Raw genomic sequence first — 3,025 nt, forward strand, 5'->3', positions numbered from 1 at the left:
GCTGCGGACCGTCTCCGCGGGGGTCGGCGTCGAGGCCACCGCCGAAGTCGTCCTCTCCGTCGTCGGGCGCGCCGACCCCGGGGCGCTCGCCGTACGGTTCGCCGATGTGCCCGGCGTCGTCGCCTGCCGCCGCGACAGTTCCGGGGACGRGCGGGCCGGCCGCCCGGCCGCCCGGCCCGCCCGCTCAGCCGCGCACGAAGCGCACCGACGGGACGCCGTCCGGGTCCGGCGTCACCACCGCCCGCACCCCGTACACCGCCGCGATCAGCTCCTCCGTGATGACCTCATCCGGCGTGCCCGCCGCGTGCGCCGTGCCGTCCTTCAGGATCAGCAGGTGGTCGCAGAACATCGCCGCGAGGTTGAGGTCGTGCAGGGCGATCACGCTGGTCACCGGGAGATCGGCCACCAGGGTCAGGAGGTCGAGCTGGTGCTGGATGTCCAGGTGGTTGGTCGGCTCGTCCAGGAGGAGTTCGCGGGGCTCCTGGGCCAGGGCGCGGGCGATCTGGACGCGCTGGCGTTCGCCGCCGGAGAGGGTGTGCCAGGACTGGGTCGCGCGGTCGGTGAGGCCGGTGCGCTCCAGGGCGTCCCTCACCGCCCGTTCGTCGCGCGGCGACGGGGCCGACCACGCGCGGCGGTGCGGGACGCGGCCCAGGCGCACCACGTCCCGTACGGTCAACTCGACCTGTGTCGTCGCGTGTTGTTCCACCACCGCGATGCGTTGTGCCACCGTCCTGCGCGGGGTGCGCGACAGTGGGTGGCCGTCCAGCGTGACCACCCCCGAGGCCGGGGCGAGGACCCCGGCCAGGATGCGCAGGAGTGTCGACTTGCCCGAGCCGTTCGGGCCCAGGAGGCCCACCGTCGCGCCGGGGCGCGGGGACAGGCTGACGCCGTCCACCACCAGGCGGCCACCCGCCTCCCGGGAGACCCGGTCGGCGCGCAGGCCGTCGTCCGCCACCTCGGGGCCCACCGCGCCATCGGCCCCCGCCACCTCGTCGGACCTCACCCTCACGACACCTTCCGCGTCCGGTACAGCACCGCCACGAACGCCGGTACGCCGATCAGCGACGTCACCACGCCCACCGGAACCTCCTGGGGGTCGAGGGCCGTGCGGGCCAGGGTGTCGACCCAGACCAGGAACACCGCCCCGGCCAGCGCCGTGACCGGGAGCAGGCGGGCATGGCCGGAGCCCACGATCGCGCGCGCCGCGTGCGGCAGCACCAGGCCCACGAAGCCGATGGCGCCCGCCGAGCTGACGAGTGCCGCGGTCAGCAGCGCCGTCACGCAGAGCAGGACCAGGCGCGTGCGGGCCACCCGTACACCCAGCGTCGCCGCCGCGTCCTGGCCGAACGCGAAGGCGTCGAGCGTACGGGCGTGGCCCAGGCAGATCAGCAGGCCGAGTGCGAGCACCGCCGCGCACATCCACACGTCCGTCCAGCCCGCCCCGCTGAGCGAGCCGAGGAGCCAGAACAGCACGCCGCGCGTGGTCTCGGCGTCGCCCGCGGTGAGGATGACGAACGAGGTGAGCGCCGAGAAGAGCTGCATAGCGGCCACGCCGGACAGCACCACCCGGTCCGTCGAGCCGCCGAGGACGTGGCTGAGGAAAAGCACCAGGGCGAAGGAGCAGAGCGCGCCCACGAAGGCGCCCGCCGAGATCGACAGCGCTCCCCCGCCGACGCCGAGGACCACCACCGCCACCGCGCCCGTGGACGCGCCGGACGACACCCCCAGGACGAACGGGTCCGCCAGCGGATTGCGGAGCAGGGACTGCATGACCGCCCCGCAGACCGCGAGCCCCGCGCCGCAGACCGCCGCGAGCAGGGTGCGCGGCATCCGCAGGTTCCACACGATGCCGTCCCTGATCGGCGTGAGCCGCGCCTCTCCCCAGCCGAGGTGCGCGGCCACCGCCGACCACACATCGGGTACGGAGATGTCGGCGGGGCCGATGGTGACGGCCACCGCCACGGAGAGCACGAGCGCGGCGGTACCGGCCGCCCACAGCAGGCCCTGCCGCGCGGTGGCGGTGGGCGTCACGTGACGAGCCCGAACTTCCGCAGCCCCGCGGCCACCTGCTCGATGCCGTCGACCGTACGGATCGTGGGGTTCATCGCCTGGCCGCTCAGCAGCACGTACCGCTTCTTCTTCACGGCGGTCAGGTTCTTGGTCGCCGGGTTGGACTCCAGGAACTTGATCTTCGCGGCGGCGGACTCCGCCGACTGCGACTTGCGGGTCAGATCGCCGATGACGAGGACGTCGGGGTCGAGGTCGGCGACCGTCTCCCAGTTGATCTGGGGCCACTCCTCGTGGGTGTCGTCGAAGACGTTCTCGGCGCCGAGTTCGCGCGTGATGATGCCGGGGGCGCCGCAGCAGCCCGCCATGTACGGGGCGTCGGAGTTGGCGAACCAGTAGAGGAGGGTGGTGTCGGAGGCGTCGATGTCCTTCGTGGCCTTCGTGATGCGGGACTTCAGGTCCGCCACCAGCTTCTCGCCACGCTTCTGGACGCCGAACACCTTCGCCAGGTCACGGACCTCGCCGTAGACGGTGTCCATGGTGAGGGTCTGCACGCGCTTGCCGTCGCCGCCGCCCTCGTTGTCCTTGCCCGCGCAGTCGCTGGGCGAGACGTAGACGGGCACGCCGAGCTCGGTGAACTTGGCGCGGTCGGCGACGCCGCCCTTGCCGACCGTGTAGAGGAAGGAGGCGCTGACGAAGTCGGGCTCCTTGGAGAGCACCTTCTCCAGGGCGGGGTAGCGGTCGGCGAGCCGCTCCACCTTGGCGTTGTCCTTCGCCAGGTTCTTCAGGACCGGGTCGGTCCAGGTGCCGGTGCCCACCATGCGGTCGGCGAGACCGAGGGAGAGCAGGATCTCCGTGGAGCCCTGGTCGAGCGAGACGGCACGCTGTGGCGGGGCCTTGACCTCGGCTTTCTTGCCGCAGGAGGTGACCGTCATGGGGTATCCGGCCGGTGCGGACCCCGCTCCCGTCCCCTCCTTGGCCGCCCCCTCCTCGGCCGTGGAGCCGGTGCCGCACGCGG

At 73.0% G+C, this 3,025-nt stretch carries 3 protein-coding genes; all 3 read right to left on the reverse strand.

Features of this window, described 5'->3' with window-relative positions; translation table 11 throughout:
* Nucleotides 1-184: 184 nt before the first annotated feature.
* Nucleotides 185-1,003, reverse strand: a complete 819-nt coding sequence (locus tag AB8Z36_RS35090) for an ABC transporter ATP-binding protein (RefSeq protein WP_369217437.1) — start codon at nt 1,001-1,003, stop codon at nt 185-187.
* Between the two features lie 2 nt (nt 1,004-1,005).
* Nucleotides 1,006-2,031 (reverse strand): FecCD family ABC transporter permease, encoded by a 1,026-nt coding sequence (locus AB8Z36_RS35095; protein ID WP_440582082.1) that lies wholly within the window; start codon nt 2,029-2,031, stop codon nt 1,006-1,008.
* A partial coding sequence (locus tag AB8Z36_RS35100; RefSeq protein ID WP_369217438.1) for an ABC transporter substrate-binding protein occupies nt 2,028-3,025 on the reverse strand: 998 nt, incomplete at its 5' end. The genes AB8Z36_RS35100 and AB8Z36_RS35095, both read right to left, overlap by 4 nt.

The sequence above is a fragment of the Streptomyces flavofungini genome (assembly GCF_041028215.1).
Lineage (GTDB): Bacteria > Actinomycetota > Actinomycetes > Streptomycetales > Streptomycetaceae > Streptomyces > Streptomyces flavofungini_B.